This window comes from Pseudonocardia wallangbongensis, assembly GCF_054486945.1.
Genome location: NZ_JBRERS010000015.1, coordinates 153,530 through 169,314 on the forward strand (window position 1 = coordinate 153,530; position 15,785 = coordinate 169,314).

A 15,785-nucleotide genomic window follows, 5' to 3' on the forward strand; every position below is an offset into this window, starting at 1 on the left:
GATGGCCGAGCCGCAGCGGGTCCGGCTCGCCGTCGACGGCGCCACCGCGCACGTCGAGCTGGTGCGTCCCGAGGCCCGCAACGCCGTCGACCTGCCGATGTGCCTGCAGCTGCGCGCCGCGTTCGAGGAGATCGACGCCGACGACGGCATCCGGGTGGTCCTGCTCGGCGCCCGGGGCCCGGCGTTCTGCGCCGGCGCCGACCTGAAGGAGCGCACCGGGAAGGACGCCTCCTGGGTGCGCAGGCGCCGCGTCGCCTCGTTCGCCGCCTACGCCGCGATCGAGCAGTGCCGCCGCCCGGTGGTGGCACTGGTCCACGGTGCGGTCGTCGGCTCGGGCGGCGAGATCACCCTGGCGGCGGACTTCGCCCTGGCCGCGGAGGGCACGACCTTCCGCTTCCCCGAACCGCACCGGGGTACGGTCGGCGCCACGCAACGCCTGCAGCGCGCGATCGGCAAGCGGCGCGCCAAGGAGCTGCTGTTCACCGGACGCCCCCTCGACGCCGAGGAGGCTGCCGCGCTCGGCATCGTCGGCCGCGTCGTCCCCGCGGCCGAGCTCGCCGGCGCCGGCGCCGAGACCGCACGCGCGATCGCCGAGGCGCCCGCACTGGCGATGGCCCTGACCAAGCGCGCGGTCGACCTGGGCGCCGAGACGGACCTCGACCGCGGGATCAGGATCGAGATGGCCGCGATCGAGCAGTGCCTCGCGGACGGCGGCTGGCGGGACCGGTTCGGGAAGGTGGACGAGGAGTGATCGACCTGCACACGGCGTGCCCGCTCACCGCGCACGAGGCCCTGGAGCGCGCCGCATTCCTGGCACCCGACGTCGAGGCCGTCGTCACGGCCGAGGAACGCACCACGTACGGCGAGCTCGCCAGCCAGGTGGCGCGGATCCGGGGCGCGCTCGTCGCCGCCGGCATCGGGCGCGGGGACCGGGTCGGCGTGTGCCTCGGCAACGGCCCGGCCTGGGTGGCGCTGTTCATCGCCCTCGGGTCGGTCGGAGCGGTCACCGTGCCGGTCAACACGCGGTTCACCGCCGACGAGGTGCGCTACACGCTCGCCCACGCGAAGGTCGGCACCCTGTTCGTCGCCGACCGCGTGCTGAACGTCGACTTCGTTGCCATGCTCGACCGGCTCGGGCTCGACACCCTCCCCGAGCTCCGCACCGTCGTCATGCTGGGGAGCGCGGTTGCGCCCGGCTCCACCTCGTGGGCCGACTTCCTCGCCGCCGGAGCAGGCACCACCGCGCAGCCGACGGCGACGCCCGACGACATCCTGCTGGTGCAGTACACCTCCGGCACCACCTCGCGCCCCAAGGGCGTCCTGCTCACCCACCGCAGCATGTGCGCCGACGCGTTCTTCTCCGGCGCCCGGATGGGCCTGCGCCCGGGCGACCGGTTCCACTCCGCGCGGCCGTTCTTCCACGTCGCCGGGAGCACCCTGTCCGTGCTGTCGTCCGTCCAGCACGCCACGACCCTGGTCACGATGCCCCGGTTCGAGCCCGGCGAGGCCCTGCGCCTGCTCGACGCCGAGCGCTGCACCCACTTCTCCGGCAACGACACCATCGCCCTCCTGCTGCTGGGCCACCCCGACCGGGCACGCCACACCCTGCGCCTGCGCGGCGCCTGGGTGGCCGCCTCCCCCACCGTCGTCCGCCGCGTGATCGACGAGCTCGGCGCCCGCGAGTGCGTGGCCGGCTACGGGCTCTCCGAGGCGTCCCCGAACGTGGCGCAGTCGGCGTGGTGGGAGCCGGAGGAGGTGCGCGCCGCGGGCGCGATGGCCGTCCAGCCCGGCGTCGAGGTCCGCATCCGCGCCCTGGACGACAGCCGCGACTGCGGCCCGGACGAACCCGGGTCGATCCTGGTGCGCGGCTGGAACGTCATGCAGGGCTACCTCGACGACCCGGCCCGCACCGCCGAGACCGTCGACCCCGACGGCTGGCTGTCCACCGGCGACATCGGCGTGCTCGACCCGTCCGGGCGGCTGCACTTCGTCGGCCGGACCAAGGACATCATCCGGGTCGGCGGCGAGAACGTCGCGCCCGCCGACGTCGAGGACACCCTGCACCGCCACCCGCTGGTCCGCCAGGCCGCGGTCGTCGGCGTCCCCGACGAGCGGCTCGTCGAGGTGCCCTTCGCGTTCGTCGTGCTCACCGAGCCCGGCGTCACCGCGGAGGAGCTGCTCGCCTGGTCCCGCGAGCGCATGGCCGGTTTCAAGGTGCCGCGGCACCTGCGGATCGTCGACGGGTTCGAGGACATCGGTATGACGGCCAGCTCGAAGGTGCAGAAGAACCAGCTCGCCGCGCACGCCCGCGCCCTGCTCGAGCGGGCCGGCGCGTGACCCGGATCCGCACGCCCGTCACCGAACTGCTCGGCGTCGACCTGCCGATCGTGCAGGCCGGCATGTCCTGGGCCTCGTCGTGCTCGGCGCTGCCGCTCGCCGTCAGCAACGCCGGCGGGCTCGGCGTCGTCGCAGCGGGTCCGATGCGCCTGCCCGACCTGGCCCGCACGCTCGACGAGATGGCCGCCGGCACCGACCGCCCGTGGGCGGTGAACCTGCCGCTCCACCGGGCCGGCGCCGACGAGGTCATCGACCTGCTGCTGGAGCGGCCGCCGCCGGTGCTGATCGCCTCCCAGGGCGGGCCGCGCCGCTACCTCGACCGCTTCCACGACGCCGGCACCCGCTGCTTGCACGTCGTCGCCGCCACCGAGCACGCCCGCAAGGCCGCCGACGCCGGGGTGGACGCCCTGGTCGTGGTCGGCGCGGAGGCCGGCGGCCACCCACCGCCCGCGATGGTCGGCACGCAGGTGATCGTCCGCGCGGTGGTCGCCGCCGTACCGGCCGTCCCCGTGATCGCGTCCGGCGGCGTGGCCGACGGCCGCGGGCTCGCCGCGATGCTCGCGCTGGGCGCGGGCGCCGCCCAGTTCGGCACCCGCTTCCTCGCCAGCACCGAGGCGTCCGTGCACGACGGGTACAAGTCGGCCGTCGTCGCGGCGGGCGTGCACGACACCCGCGCCGTCGGCCGCGGGCTCGGCGTCATCCGCGTGCTCGCCAACGACTTCACCGACCGCATGCTCGGGCTCGAGGCGTCCGGCGCCGACGAGGACCTGCGACGCAGGACCTTCCACGCCGCCACGCTCAAGGACGCCGCGCTGCACGGGGACGTCAACGGGGGCAAGGTCGAGGCCGGGCAGTCGGCGGGGCTCGTCGACGCCGTGCTCCCGGCCGCCCGCATCGTCGAACGGATCGTCGAGGAGTACCGGACGGCCCTGGCCGGCCTCCCGCGGCTGCAGGACCGGCCGACGACGTAGAGGTTGGTGCAGCGACGACGAACGGCACCTTCGTACTGCTCTGTCGAACGTCGACTGAGCGCACTTTCATCGTGATGGGCCCGCCTGGGTGTGGGGCCGCGAGTGGGTGGGGTTGGCGCGATTCTCGACAGCCGTCACGTTCGCCGGTCGGAGACGCGTCGGGGTAGGCCCCGAGCAGGCGCCCGTGGATTCGCGTGGGATGCACCAGTGGACATGTGGCGCGTTGCGCGCTGCGGTACGACGGGGCCGAGTGGGAGAACACCGATACTGTGGGCGCGCTGCGAGATACGCCTCTTGCCTCCCGGACCTGCGTACGAACACTCACCTGCACGAGCAAGGCGACTGGGTGTGGCCACCCTGCGGTCACGATTCGGGACCACAGGATAGTTGCGCGGGCATCCGGCAGCGACGGACTCGTCCAAGACCGCCGTGCCCCCACGTCGGGGACGGCCGCCCACGCCACCACGGGGTCGGTAGTTCCGCCCGCCCAGCCACCCCGCCCAGGTTAGGGATCGACGCGAACGGATGGACTGCGCCGGAGGCAAGGAAGCGGTAGGGAGTGACCGTCCGGCACGGGGCGCCGGGACGGCGCGCCAAGCCGCGGGTTTCATGATCAGATAGACCTCAGCGGGGTTGGCTCAAGATCCAACCCCGCTGGTGTCGACATGATCTTGGACAGGCCCGGCGTGGCCGGGCGTGATCGTTGCGAGACCGCGCTCAGCGCCCTGGTCACGGCGATATGCCGCATCTCGGACCGATCATGCACCCTTGATCGCTGCGAGACCGCGCTGAACGTCCTGGGCAGGGCGATCCGCCGCATCTCGGACCGATCATGCGACCCTGATCGCTACGAGACCACCATGAACGCCCTCGTCAGGGCGATTTCGCGCAGCTCGGATCGATCACCAGGCGCCGACCCACCCGAGCCCCGGCCCTCGCGCTCCAGGGAGTGCTCCTGGTGCACGAGCGGCACCTTCGTCCGAACCTATCGCACGAAGGTGCCGTTCGTACGGTCTGTGTGCCCATTCGCAGGGCGGAAACGGGATATGCCGATCCTCGGATGTGCACCTACCCTCCGGTGATCACGCGAAGCGGAAACCGAAGGGTTCACCGATGCATCCTGCGCCGCCCGCCCCCGACCCCACCAGCACCCGCCGGGTCGCACTGGCCACCCTGATCGGCACGTCCATCGAGTGGTACGACTTCTTCGTCTACGGCGCCGCCGCCGCGCTCGTGTTCGGCAAGCTCTTCTTCCCGGACGCGAGCCCGCTCACGGGCACCCTGCTCGCCCTGTCCACCTTCGGCGTCGGCTTCATCGCCCGCCCCATCGGCGGGGTCGTGTTCGCCCACTACGGCGACCGCATCGGCCGCAAGTCCATGCTCGTCCTGTCGGTGCTGCTCATGGGCGGCGGCACGTTCCTCGTCGGCCTGCTCCCCACCGCCGACACCATCGGCGTGGCCGCACCCATCCTGCTCGTCCTGCTGCGCATCGCCCAAGGCATCGGCATCGGCGGCGAATGGGGCGCCGCCGCCGTCATGGCCGTCGAACACGCCCCACCCCACCGCCGCGGCTTTTTCGGCAGCTGGCCGCAGGTCGGCGTGCCCGCCGGGATGCTCACCGCCAACCTCGCCATCCTCGTCATGTCCGGCACCATGAGCGAGGCGGCCTTCCTCGCCTGGGGCTGGCGCATCCCCTTCCTCGCCTCCATCGTGCTCGTCGTCGTCGGCATCGTCATCCGGCTCAAAATCCACGAATCGCCGGTGTTCGAGCAAGCCAGAGCGGCCGGCCGGATCGAACGGCTACCGGTGCTCGCCGTACTGCGCAAACAGCCCAGGAACGTGCTGCGCGCCGCCGGCCTGCGCTTCGCCGAGAACAGCACCTTCTACATCCACACCACCTTCGTGCTCACCTACGGCACCACCCTGCTCGGCATGCAACGCGACGACCTGCTCCTCGCCGTGATCGTCTCCTCCGCGGTCGGCCTGGTCAGCCTCCCCTTCTACGGCTGGGCCTGCGACCGGTTCGGACGGCGCCCCGTCATCCTCTGGGGTTCCCTGGTCCTGCTCGCCATGAGCTGGCCCTACTTCTGGGCCCTCGACACCCGCTCCCTACCGATCATCATCCTGGCCACCGTGGTGGCGGTGAACGTCGGCAACAGCGCCGTCTACGCACCCCAACCCGCCTACTTCTCCGAGCTGTTCGAACCCGAGGTCCGCTACAGCGGCGCCTCCATCGGCGCCCAGGCCGCCAGCGTCTTCGCCGGCGGCCTCGCCCCGGTCATCGCCACCGCACTGCTGAACGCCACCGGCGGCTACAACATGATCGCCCTCTACATGTCCGCCATGATCATGATCACCATCGTCACCGCGCTGCTCTCCCCCGACCCCTACGGCGCGTCCCTACGACGCCGCGAGCCGGCACCGACCTGAGCGGCCCCCCGCCTGCCAGACTCGGCCGGTGGACCTGCGTCAGCTCGAGTACTTCCTCGCTGTCGTCGAGCACGGTGGGGTGCACCGGGCCGCTGCGGCGCTGCGCGTCGCACAGCCGTCGCTGAGCCAGTCCCTGCGCAGGCTGGAGCGGGACCTGCAGACGGAGCTGTTCCACCGCGTCGGCCGGGGCCTGGTGCTCGCCCCCGCCGGCGAGGCCCTGGTCGGGCCGGCCCGTCAGATGCTGCGCACGGTGGGCTCGGCCTACGACGCGGTCCGCGAGGTCCGCGAGCTCGAGGCGGGGCGGGTCGACGTCGCTTCCCTCGCCGACCTCTCGGCGGACCCGGCCGCGATCTGGGTCGCCCAGTTCCGCGTGGTCAAGCCACGGGTCAACGCGCGCATCGAGGAACGGGGTGGCGTCTCCCAGGTCGCCGAGCTGGTGTCCTCCGGTGAGTGCGAGGTCGGGGTCAGCGTGCTGCCGCATCCGCGGGACGGGCTCGTGCACGAACGGCTGCTCACCCAGCACTTCGTGCTCGTCGCCCCGCCCGGAACCGACGCGGGCTTCCCGGACGCCGTTCGGCCTGCGGACCTCGACGGTGTCCCCCTGGTGCTGGGCGAGCGGCATACCACCACCCGCGAGTGGATCGAGGGAGCCTTGCGGGCCGCCGACGTCGAGCCCCTGGTCTCGGTCGAGGTCCCGCAACGGGGCGCCGTCCTGCCGATGGTCCTCAACGGCGGCGGCGCGGCGATCGTGCCACTGCGCCTCGCGCTCGACGCGTTCCTGCGCGATGCGGTGGTCCTGGAGCTCGATCCGCCCCTGCGACGCGACATCGGGGTCGTCTACCGGCCGGGCCGCATGGCCCCGGCAACGGCGGCGTTCCTCGACTTCACCCGCGACCGGGTGCGTTCCTGGGAGCGCGCGATCGAGCGGCGGATGGCGGCCGGGCTCGGGCGGGTGCAGGCCACGGCGGAGACCGACCTCGCCGTCCGCCGTCGGCAACGCGCCGAGTTCTCCGAGCGCTCCCCGGTCGCGCGGATCGGCCGCGGGCTCCCGCCGAACGATAGGCAGGAGTGATCGGACCACATGATTTCACGTCTTTGACGCTGTCGGTTCGGCCGCCTTGACTGTTGCCCGGACCGACCGCGGGAGACGCCATGGCAGAGACGCCGAGTACCGAGCCTCGAACGGCGGCGACGTCGTCGGCCGGGGCCGAAGGCCTGCGACGGGGTGCGTGGACGGCCACCGCCCTCGCGTTCGCCTTCATGCTCCTGAACTTCGCCGACAAGGCCGCGCTCGGCTTCGCCGGCAGCGCGATCATGCGGGACCTGGGCATCACCCCGGCCGAGTTCGGCGTCGTGCAGAGCGCGTTCTTCTGGCTGTTCGCCGTCGGCGCCCTCGTCGTCGGGGCGCTGAGCACGCGGATCTCGGTTCGGGTTCTGCTGCCCGCGCTGATGGGCATCTGGATCCTGACGATGGTCCCGCTGCTGTTCCCGGTCGGGTTCGGCCTCCTGCTGGTGTCCCGGGTCGTCCTCGGCTTCGCCGAAGGACCCGCCTACGCGCTGGCGACCCACGTCGTGCATTCCTGGTTCCCGCCCGAGAAGCGCGCCCTGCCCGCCGGGGTGATCAGCGCCGGGAGCTCGGTGGGACCGCTGATCGCGGCACCGGTGCTGACCCTCGTGATCGCCACCTGGGACTGGCACGCGGCGTTCCTCGTGCTGATCGTCGCGGGGCTGGTCTGGCTGGTCTCCTGGTTCCTCCTGAGCCGCCCGTCGCCCGAGGAGGCGACGACCGCCCGGCCGGGCACCCGCACCCGCACGGACTGGCGCCTGCTCGCCCGCCAGCTGCGCACGCCGACGATCATGGGGGTCGCCTTGCTGGCCTTCGTCGGCTACTGGACCACCACCCTGCGGGTGTCCTGGTTGCCCCTCTACCTGGAGCAGGGCCTCGGCTACGACGCCGTGACCGCGGGCCGCCTGGTGACGGCGCCCTACGCGCTGGCCGCGGTCGCCGCCGTCGGCGCCGGGTTCCTGTCCAACCGGCTGCTCGCCGCCGGGGTGTCGCGGCGCTGGGCGCGCGGCGGGCTGTCCGTGGCGTTCGTGGTCGCCGGCGGGCTCAGCATGTACCTGTTCACCGCGGTCGCCCCCGGCGCCGTGCAGATGGTGCTGGTCACCTGCGCGTTCTCGCTGAACTCGGCCGCGTACGGCGTCGCGCTGACGATCGTCGCGGACCTGGTGCGGCCCGCTCACCGGGGTGCCGTGCTGGGCTGCCTGGTGGCGTTCTACAGCATGGCGGGGGTGATCGCGCCCCTCGTCCTGGGCTTCTCGATCGGCGACGGTGCCGACGTGGCCTCCGGCTACGGTCACGGCTTCGCGATCAGCGCCGTGGTCATCGTGGTCGGCGGCCTGCTGTCGCTGGTCTTCATCGACCCGGAGCGCGACCTCGCACGGCTCCCCGGCGACGACGAGGTGGAGCCGGCGTGAGGCAGCCGCTCGACGGGGTCCGGGTCATCGACTTCGGGCAGTTCATCGCCGTACCGGCGGCCGGCGCGGCCCTGGCCGCCATGGGCGCCGACGTCATCAAGGTCGAGCCGGTGGGCGGCGAGTCCGCCCGTCAGATCGGCGTCTACGGCCAGGCGATGGTCCGCACGTACAACGGGGACAAGAGGTCGCTGGCGGTCGATCTGCGCGCCCCTGAGGGGCGGGCGCTGGCCCAGCGGCTCGTCCGGGACGCCGACATCGTGCTGCAGAACCTGCGGACCGGGGTCATGGAGTCCTTCGGTCTCGGGTCGAGCGATGTGCGCGCGGTCAACCCGGGCGTCGTCTACGGGTCGGTCAGCGGTTTCGGGCGGCACGGCCCCTCCCGGGACCGTCCGGGGTTCGACATCGCCGCACAGGCGGAGAGCGGCCTGATGTCGGTGACCGGGGAGGCCGGGCGGGACCCGCAGCGCGTCGGGGTGCCGGTGGTCGACGCGGCGGCCGGGCACGTACTGGCCGAGGCCGTTCTCGGGGCGTACATCGGCCGGTTGCGGTTCGGTACGGGCCGCGACGTCGAGGTCTCGCTGCTCGACGTCGCCATCCACCTGCAGGGCACGACGTGGGGCGAGTACTTCCTCACCGGCCGGGTGCCGGAACGGAAGGGCAACGGACAGCCCACCGTGGCCCCGGCCGCCGACGTCGTTCCGACCGCGGACGGGGCGATCGTGCTGTCCGCCTACACCCCTGCCCACTTCTCGAAGCTCTGCGCGCTCGTCGGGCGCCCCGACCTGGCCGCCGACCCGCGGTTCGCCACGAACCCCGACCGGGTGGCCCACCGGGCCGAACTGCTCGCCGAGCTCACCCCGGCGTTCCGGGAGCGCACCAGCGACGACGCGCTCGACCTGCTGGTCGGCAACGGGATCGTCGCAGGCGCGATCAAGACCTACGAGCAGGTGGCGCGGCACCCCGACGTCCGCGCCTCCGGGACGTTCGTCGAGATCGTCGACGACGGCGACGCCTACACGGTGGTGCGCGCGCCCTGGCGAATCGGCGACGGCGACGCGCCGTCCCGCACGCCGGCACCGCGGGCCGGCCAGCACACCCGGCAGATCATGACCGAGCTCGGCTACCCCGCGACCGAGATCGGTGACCTGCTCCGGCGCGGGATCGTGCGGGAGGCGGCGACGTGCGCGTAGGCGTGGACCGCGCGGAGGCCGACGGCATCGCTTCGCTGACGCTGCGCAACGAGGGCCGGCGCAACGCGCTGGCGGTCGATCTCCTCGACGACCTGGACCGCGAGCTGGACGACCTCGAGTCCGCCGCCGCGATCCGGGTCGTCGTGATCAACGGCCACGGATCGGCGTTCTCGGTGGGCGCGGACCTCGCCGCGCCCCCCGAGCGCCGCACGCTGCGCGGCGACTCGGTGACTGCGGACCTGGCCCGGCTGCGCCGGGTGGGGCGCATCGCCGAACGCCTGCACCGGCTGCCCCAGGTCACCGTGGCGGCGGTCAACGGGGCGTGCGCCGGTGCCGGGCTCTCCCTCGCGCTGGCCTGCGACCTGCGGATCGCGACCGAGGCAGCCGTGCTCAACACCGCGTTCCTGAGCGCCGGCCTCTCCGGTGACCTCGGCGGGATCTGGTTCGCGACCCGCATCCTCGGCCAGGCGAGGGCCCGCGAGCTCTTCCTGCTCCCCGGCCGGCTTCCGGCACGGGAGGCACTGGCCGCGGGCCTGGTGACCAGGGTGAGTTCCGACGAGTCCTTCGCCACCGACGTCGCCACGCTCACCGCACGGCTCGCGGCCGCCGCGCCACAGGCCGTCCGGGCGCTGAAGGGCAACCTCCGCGACGCCGACGCGATGCCCCTGACCGACTACCTCGACGTCGAGAGCGAACGGATGGTCGCCACGTTCCACACCGACGACGCCCGCGAGGCGGCACGGGCATTCCTCGAACGCCGAGCACCGGTCTTCACCGGCGCCCCGGCCGAGGCCCGCACGCCACGCGCCGGCCGGGACGGGCGCTGAACCGCACCGCTACATGATCGATCAACGTGTCGCCCCTCACGGCCACGTGCCTGCGGTTGCAGATGCAAGCCTGGATGCAGTTTCATATGCAATTGCGGCTGTCTCGCGGCAGCCCGGGATCTACAGGCACGACCGGAGGGTGATCACAGCATGCAGGACTTCGTTGGGCCGTCGGTCGAGTCGCCGACGTCGTCGGTGGACACGGCGTCGCTCCAGTGGCGGAAGAGCACGCACAGCAACCCCAACGGCTCGTGCGTCGAGCTCGCGCCCGCGCCCGGTCGGCAGGTCGGGATGCGCAACTCACGATTCCCGGACGGAGAGGTGCTCGTCCACACGGCAGAGGAGCTCCGGGCGTTCCTGCTCGGCGTGAAGCACGGCGAGTTCGACGACCTGATGGACGGCGATCGCCCCGGTCTTCGGTGAATCGGATACTGCAGTTCGAACTCCAGCACCGACCCCGGTGATGGCCATCACGTGGAGAGGACGGGTTGCCATCCTCGTCCGCGGATCATGATTCGCTCTACACCCCGTTGGCGTCGTAGGGTGTGCTCCGGTTCGCCCGCCGCCGCAAAGCCCGCGGTACCGTGTGGGCCTGATGCGTGAGATCAGTGGCTTCTCGGGGGTGATTATGGCCGACGGGCAGGACGACGACCCGCTGGAGGGCGCGTTCGCCGAGGCTCGGGGCGGTCCCACGGTCTTGCGCATCCTGGTCGGTGCACAGCTTCGCCGGCTTCGTGAAGCGAGCGGCATCAGCCGTGAGGCGGCCGCCTATGCGATTCGTGGCTCCGAAGCGAAGATGAGTCGCATCGAGTCGGGCCGGGTCGGTTTCAAGCCGCGCGATGTCGCCGACCTCCTCACCCTGTACGGGCTCGCCGCGGGATCGGCCCGGGACGTGGTGCTGGGACTGGCCGAGCAGGCCAACGAGCCCGGCTGGTGGCACCGCTACAGCGACACCATGCCGGACTGGTTCTCGACGTACGTCGGGCTGGAACAGGCCGCCACGATCATCCGTACCTACGAGGCCCAGTACGTACCTGGCCTGCTGCAGACCGAGGCCTACGCCAACGCCGTGGTCGACCTCGGCGAGGCCGTCCGAGCCGATGAGGTCAGCAAGCGCGTCGAACTGCGGATGCACCGCCAGCAGCTGCTCACCGTGCCGAAGCCCCCCGACTACTGGGCGGTGATCGACGAAGCCGTGCTGCGCCGCCACCTGGGCGGCCGGGACGCCATGCGCGAGCAGCTCGACCACATCCTCGAGATCAGCAAGCGGCCGCACATCACCGTGCAGGTCGTCCCCTTCGACCGCAGCGACGTCGCTGCGGTGGGCGGGCCGTTCACCCTGCTGCGCTTCGCGGAGAACGACCTCCCCGACATCGTCTACCTCGAGCAGCTGAACAGCGCCCTCTACCTGAACAAAGACGTCGACGTGAAGAACTACCTCCAGATCATCAACCGGCTCGCCGCCGGCGCGTTGACGCCCCAGCGGTCCACCGAGTTGATCGCGATGGCCCGCGACGCGCTCTGACGTCCGGGGGCCGACAGAGTCTTCTGGTTCTACGGGTCCAAGCATTCACCTGGTATGCCGAAAGGCCCGCGTACGCAATGTACGCGGGCCTTTCGACAATGCCTACAGCCAGTGCGTGCCCGGCCGGTCGGACGTTCCGTGCCGGAAACGTCAGGGCTTGCGGCCCACACCTGCGAGCGTGGGCAGGTCCTTGATGACGTCGCCGGGCGCCGGGCGCCACATCGGAATGCTCACCAGGCCGGGCTCCACGAGCTCCAGTCCTTCGAAGAAACCGGCGATCTCCTCCGGGGTCCACAGCTTGTACGGGACCGCACCGGTGTCGTCATAACCCTGCTGCGCCCGGTTGAACGCCTCGTCCTCGGTGGTGGAATCGGAGAATGCCAGGTAGCTACCCGACGGCAGCTTGGTCATCACTCCACGCACGATCGCCAACGCCGCGTCGTAGTCGTTGATGTGCCCGAGGACGCCGTTGATGGTGACGGCGACGGGCTTGTCCAGGTCCAGCGTCTTCCCAGCCTCGGACAGGACCACCGCGGTGTCCGTCAGGTTGGTGTCGACGTAGGTCGTGACCCCCTCGGGGGTGCTGGTCAGCAGGGCACGCGCGTGCGCGAGCACGGTGGGGTCGTTGTCGACGTAGACGATGCGCGCCGCCGGGTTCGCCTCCTGGGCGACCTGGTGCGTGTTGTCGTTCGTCGGCAGCCCGGTGCCGATGTCCAGGAATTGAGTGACTCCAGCCTCGCCGGCCAGGTAGCGCACGCTGCGGGCCAGGAAGTAGCGCATGCTCCTGGCGATGTCGACGATCCCCGGGAAGACCGCGATGTACTGGTCACCGGCCTCTTGGTCGACAGGGTAGTAGTCCTTGCCGCCTTGCCAGTAGTTCCAGATCCGCGCCGAGTGGGGAACGGACTCGTCGACCGCCGGGCCGGTGTCTGAGCTAGAGAACTCGTTGCTCATGTCGTTGACGCACTCACTCTCTGTGTCAGTAGGCCTCCCAGAGGGTACATGATCACTCATCTCGGTGTGCACCCCGATGCATGTTCAGGAATGTCGGCGCCGACCCGTACCGACGCGGCTCGGGCTATCGCCCCGGCGGTACCAGCCGGTACACCGCACCGGCGTCGTCGTCGGTGATGTAGACGGCGCCATCGGGCCCGGTCACCGCGGCGACCGGCCGGCCCCAGCGCGAGCCGTCCGGGTACTGGAACCCGCCCACCAGGGTCTGCTGCGGGCCCATCGCGCCGTCCTGCCACGGGAAGAACGACACCTCGGGTGCCCGCGGTGGCGACGCGTTCCACGATCCGTGGACGCCCACCAGCGCTCCTCGGGCGTACCCGTCCGGCAGCCCGCCGTCGACGAACGACAGCCCCAGCGGCGCGGAGTGCCCACCGAGCGCCTGCTCCACCGGGGGCAACGTCGCGCAGTCCAGCTTCTCCGCGTAGCGGTTGGTCTGGATGTCCGGGGTGAACGGCACTTCGGACCGGTGCTGCGCGGTGCCCGCGACACCGATCTCCACGTCGGCGTCCGGGTTGCAGTACGGCCATCCAAGGTTCCGGCCGGGCGTGAGCCTGGCCAGCGCCTCGACCGGGTGGTCACGCACGTACTCCTCGATCACCTGCCCCTGCGACGACCCCGAGGCCCCGCCGTAGGGGTTGTCGAACGGGTACTGGATGTTGTCGCGGTTGTTCACCGCCGTCCACACCGATCCGTCGGGGGCGACCGCCAGGCCGGTGCCGTTGCGAACGCCCACCGCGAACGGCTCGGGAGGCCCACCGCCCGGGGGCACGCGCAGGATCGATGCCCGCGGTGGTTTCGCCGTGAGGTCCTCGGCCGAGATGTTGCCCGTCGACCCGACGGACACGTAGACGGCGCCGTCCGGACCCACGGCCACGCTCTTCAACGCGTGCGCGTACCGGCCGCCGAGGTCCGGGCTGCGGGCGTCGGGCAGACCGGTGACGACCGGGCGTGGATCCGCCGCCGCCCCGGCCGCGTAGGCGTAGGCGTCCACCCGGTCGCTCTGCGCGACGTACAGGGTCGAGTCGACGAAGGTGAGCCCGTGCGGCTGGTTCAGGCCCTCCAGCAGCACGGACTCCGTGGCGCCGCCTCGCCCGTCCGGTGCCAGCCGGACCACCGAGCCGTCCTCCGGCACCGAGACGAGCAACGTGCCGTCCGGCGCCCACGCCGCGAGCCGGGCCGACGGGACCCGCGCGAACACGGACATCGTCCAACCGGCGGGAACGAGCACCTGCCTGGGCGAGTCCAGCGGGGCGCCGCCCAGCCCGTCCGGGACGGTGACCGGCACCGGGACCAGACCGGTCGGGACCGCAGCCGTCGGTGCCACAGCCCCGGCAGCCGGCGCGACGGGGGCCGAGGTGCAGGCGGACGCCAGGACCGCGGCCGCCGAGAGCAGCATCGTCGCGGCGCGGCGGTACCGGCTCAACGACCGGCCCAGCGGGGTGGCCGCTTCTCCGCGAACGCCGTGCGGCGCTCGACCATGTCCTGGCTGACCATCAGGGCGTCCGGAGCGGGTGGGTGGTGGCGCACGGCGTCGATCACGTCCGGGATTCTGCGCGTCTCCTCCATGATCTGCAGGGAGGCGCGCACCGAGGTGGGTGACGCTTTGCCACGAAAACCGCGTCATGGCTCCATAACGCTGTTTCGGGGGCTCGCAAAGAGCATTGTGGAGCCACAATGCTGGGGTTCACTGCGTACACGTCCCGCCCCACTATCCGGTCGTCCCGTCACCGCGCAGCACCGCGGCCGAGGCCTCGACCGCGTCGACGATGCCCTGGTACCCGGTGCAGCGGCAGATGCCGCCGGACATCTCCTCCCGGATCCGCTCCCGATCCGGGTCCGGCTCGGTGTCGAGCAGGTGCAGCGCGGTCATCAGCATGCCGGGGGTGCAGAACCCGCACTGGAGGCCGTGGTGCTCGACGAACGCCTCCTGCAACGGGTGCAGGCTGCCGTCCTCGCCGGCGAGGCCTTCGACCGTGGTGATCGAGGACCCGTCGGCCTGCACGGCGAACATCAGGCACGAACGGACGGGTTCGCCGTCGACGAGCACCGTGCAGGCGCCGCAGACGCCGTGCTCACAGCCCAGGTGGGTGCCCGTGAGGCCGCAGTCCTCGCGCAGCGCGTCGGCGAGCGTACGGCGCGGCTCGACGTCGATCCGGACGCGCTCGCCGTTGACGCTGAAGGTCGTCTCCACGTGCTCGCTCCTACTCGATCCCGGCCTGTGCCAGCGCCCGGCGCATCATCTCGGCGGCGATCGCGCGCCGGAACGGCGCCGACCCGTGCAGGTCGGCGGTGGGGCGCAGCTCGTCAGCCGCGGCCGCCGATGCCTCGTGTGCGCTGCCCCCCGCGGCGAGCGCCTGCTCTCCCGCGACCGCGCGCACCGGGACGGCGCCGACGCCGCCCAGCGCGATCCGCACCTGCCCGGCGATCTCCGCGACCACGGCCGTGACCAGCGCGAAGTCGCCCCGCCGGCGGGCGAACTCGGCGAAGCCCCACCGGTCCGGCACCGGGAAGCGCACGTCGACGAGCACGTCGTCGTCGGCGAGGGAGGTCATGAGCGCACCCTCGAACAGCTCCTCCGCAGGCACGTTCCGGGTGCCCGCCGGACCGGCGACGGTGACCGTGGCGCCGGTGCCGACGGCCACCACCGGCAGCTCGGCCGACGGGTCGGCGTGCGCGAGGCTGCCGCCCGTGGTGCCGCGCGTGCGGATCGCGGTGTGGCCGATCCAGCGCGCCGCCTCGGCCAGCAGCGGGTGGTGGGTCTGCCGGGTGAGCGTCGCGTGGCGGGTCAGGGCGCCGACGCGGAGTGCGTCGTCCTCCGGGCGGACGCCGGCGAGCCCCGGGATGCGGTTGACGTCCACCAGGACCGACGGGTGGGCCATCCGCAGGGCGAGCACGGGGACGAGGCTCTGGCCGCCCGCGAGGAGCTTGCCCTCACCGTCGGCGTCGGCGAGCACCGTCACGGCCTCGTCGACGCTCGCCGCGCGGACGTAGTCGAACGGAGCGCACTTCACCC

At 72.2% G+C, this 15,785-nt stretch carries 15 protein-coding genes; 10 read left to right on the forward strand and 5 right to left on the reverse strand.

Annotated elements, in window-relative coordinates:
- Nucleotide 1: 1 nt before the first annotated feature.
- The 10 genes from ACU436_RS36730 to ACU436_RS36775 all read left to right on the forward strand — a co-directional run bounded on the left by ACU436_RS36730 (nucleotide 2) and on the right by ACU436_RS36775 (nucleotide 11,758).
- Nucleotides 2-751 (forward strand): enoyl-CoA hydratase/isomerase family protein, encoded by a 750-nt coding sequence (locus tag ACU436_RS36730; protein WP_459031701.1) that lies wholly within the window; start codon nucleotides 2-4, stop codon nucleotides 749-751.
- Nucleotides 748-2,337: an AMP-binding protein gene (locus ACU436_RS36735; protein WP_459031702.1), complete on the forward strand. Its 1,590-nt coding sequence runs from the start codon at nucleotides 748-750 to the stop codon at nucleotides 2,335-2,337. Before ACU436_RS36730 ends, ACU436_RS36735 begins: the two co-directional genes overlap by 4 nt.
- Entirely contained in the window at nucleotides 2,334-3,308 is a 975-nt protein-coding gene (locus ACU436_RS36740; protein WP_459031703.1) for an NAD(P)H-dependent flavin oxidoreductase, read from the forward strand. Before ACU436_RS36735 ends, ACU436_RS36740 begins: the two co-directional genes overlap by 4 nt.
- 1,113 nt (nucleotides 3,309-4,421) lie before the next feature.
- Nucleotides 4,422-5,738 carry an MFS transporter gene (locus ACU436_RS36745; RefSeq protein WP_459031704.1) on the forward strand — a complete coding sequence of 439 codons (1,317 nt, stop codon included), beginning with the start codon at nucleotides 4,422-4,424 and terminating at the stop codon, nucleotides 5,736-5,738.
- Nucleotides 5,739-5,766: 28 nt separating this feature from the next.
- Complete coding sequence (locus ACU436_RS36750) at nucleotides 5,767-6,810, forward strand: LysR family transcriptional regulator (RefSeq protein WP_459031706.1); 1,044 nt, start codon at nucleotides 5,767-5,769, stop codon at nucleotides 6,808-6,810.
- An 80-nt stretch (nucleotides 6,811-6,890) separates the two neighbouring features.
- Nucleotides 6,891-8,216, forward strand: a complete 1,326-nt coding sequence (locus ACU436_RS36755; RefSeq protein ID WP_459031707.1) for an MFS transporter — start codon at nucleotides 6,891-6,893, stop codon at nucleotides 8,214-8,216.
- Nucleotides 8,213-9,406: a CaiB/BaiF CoA transferase family protein gene (locus tag ACU436_RS36760; RefSeq protein ID WP_459031708.1), complete on the forward strand. Its 1,194-nt coding sequence runs from the start codon at nucleotides 8,213-8,215 to the stop codon at nucleotides 9,404-9,406. The genes ACU436_RS36755 and ACU436_RS36760 overlap by 4 nt, the downstream gene beginning before the upstream one ends.
- Complete coding sequence (locus ACU436_RS36765; protein ID WP_459031709.1) at nucleotides 9,397-10,233, forward strand: enoyl-CoA hydratase-related protein; 837 nt, start codon at nucleotides 9,397-9,399, stop codon at nucleotides 10,231-10,233. Before ACU436_RS36760 ends, ACU436_RS36765 begins: the two co-directional genes overlap by 10 nt.
- 150 nt (nucleotides 10,234-10,383) lie before the next feature.
- A complete protein-coding gene (locus tag ACU436_RS36770) occupies nucleotides 10,384-10,656 on the forward strand; it encodes a DUF397 domain-containing protein (RefSeq protein WP_459031710.1) in 273 nt (90 codons plus the stop codon).
- A gap of 205 nt (nucleotides 10,657-10,861) precedes the next feature.
- Nucleotides 10,862-11,758, forward strand: coding sequence for a helix-turn-helix domain-containing protein (locus ACU436_RS36775; RefSeq protein WP_459031739.1), 897 nt, complete (start codon nucleotides 10,862-10,864; stop codon nucleotides 11,756-11,758).
- 150 nt (nucleotides 11,759-11,908) lie between these two features.
- Here ACU436_RS36775 and ACU436_RS36780 read toward each other — a convergent pair whose 3' ends face one another.
- From ACU436_RS36780 to ACU436_RS36800, 5 genes are all read right to left on the reverse strand, one after another.
- Entirely contained in the window at nucleotides 11,909-12,712 is an 804-nt protein-coding gene (locus ACU436_RS36780) for an SAM-dependent methyltransferase (RefSeq protein ID WP_459031711.1), read from the reverse strand.
- Nucleotides 12,713-12,836: 124 nt separating this feature from the next.
- The gene (locus ACU436_RS36785) at nucleotides 12,837-14,195 is read right to left on the reverse strand and encodes a PQQ-dependent sugar dehydrogenase (RefSeq protein ID WP_459031712.1); all 1,359 of its coding nucleotides are present in this window, start codon (nucleotides 14,193-14,195) and stop codon (nucleotides 12,837-12,839) included.
- On the reverse strand, nucleotides 14,192-14,359 hold the full coding sequence (locus tag ACU436_RS36790; protein WP_459031713.1) for a hypothetical protein: 168 nt from the start codon (nucleotides 14,357-14,359) through the stop codon (nucleotides 14,192-14,194). Before ACU436_RS36790 ends, ACU436_RS36785 begins: the two co-directional genes overlap by 4 nt.
- 121 nt (nucleotides 14,360-14,480) lie before the next feature.
- On the reverse strand, nucleotides 14,481-14,963 hold the full coding sequence (locus tag ACU436_RS36795) for a (2Fe-2S)-binding protein (protein ID WP_459031714.1): 483 nt from the start codon (nucleotides 14,961-14,963) through the stop codon (nucleotides 14,481-14,483).
- 10 nt (nucleotides 14,964-14,973) lie between these two features.
- Nucleotides 14,974-15,783 (reverse strand): FAD binding domain-containing protein, encoded by an 810-nt coding sequence (locus tag ACU436_RS36800; RefSeq protein ID WP_459031715.1) that lies wholly within the window; start codon nucleotides 15,781-15,783, stop codon nucleotides 14,974-14,976.
- Nucleotides 15,784-15,785 lie beyond the last annotated feature (2 nt).

Excerpts from the sequence above, each read along its gene's own strand:
- ACU436_RS36730 (WP_459031701.1), top strand. The coding sequence starts at position 2 with ATGGCCGAGCCGCAGCGGGTCCGGCTCGCCGTCGACGGCGCCACCGCG.
- ACU436_RS36780 (WP_459031711.1), bottom strand. The coding sequence starts at position 12,712 with ATGAGCAACGAGTTCTCTAGCTCAGACACCGGCCCGGCGGTCGACGAG.
- ACU436_RS36770 (WP_459031710.1), top strand. The coding sequence starts at position 10,384 with ATGCAGGACTTCGTTGGGCCGTCGGTCGAGTCGCCGACGTCGTCGGTG.
- ACU436_RS36755 (WP_459031707.1), top strand. The coding sequence starts at position 6,891 with ATGGCAGAGACGCCGAGTACCGAGCCTCGAACGGCGGCGACGTCGTCG.
- ACU436_RS36745 (WP_459031704.1), top strand. The coding sequence starts at position 4,422 with ATGCATCCTGCGCCGCCCGCCCCCGACCCCACCAGCACCCGCCGGGTC.
- ACU436_RS36775 (WP_459031739.1), top strand. The coding sequence starts at position 10,862 with ATGGCCGACGGGCAGGACGACGACCCGCTGGAGGGCGCGTTCGCCGAG.